Source organism: Rhodococcus sp. F64268, from assembly GCF_023015605.1.
GTDB lineage: Bacteria > Actinomycetota > Actinomycetes > Mycobacteriales > Mycobacteriaceae > Rhodococcus.
On the sequence record NZ_JALKAI010000048.1, the window covers coordinates 1 to 304 of the forward strand.

2 rRNA genes are annotated in these 304 nt (G+C 57.9%); both read left to right on the forward strand.

Annotation, left to right across the window (positions count from 1 at the left end):
- Positions 1-90 (forward strand): 23S ribosomal RNA (locus tag MWU77_RS24490); the annotation flags it as partial.
- 96 nt (positions 91-186) lie between these two features.
- Positions 187-303 (forward strand): 5S ribosomal RNA (gene rrf, locus MWU77_RS24495).
- Position 304: the final 1 nt, after the last annotated feature.

Consider the following 304-nt stretch of genomic DNA (forward strand, 5'->3'; position numbering starts at 1 on the left):
CCCCGGCAGACCACCGGGTTGATAGGCCGGAACTGGAAGCGCAGTAATGTGTGGAGGTGACTGGTACTAATAGGCCGAGGACTTATCATGAAGGTGTTACGCGTCCACTGTGCGGTGTCTGAGACAGCACATGCTTCATTTTCTTCCTGTGTGGGAGGGTGTGGGGTGTCGTGGGTTTCATAGAGTTACGGTGGTTATAGCGTGGGGGAAACGCCCGGTCCCTTTCCGAACCCGGAAGCTAAGCCTCACTGCGCCGATGGTACTGCACTCGTCAGGGTGTGGGAGAGTAGGTCGCCGCCGTGCA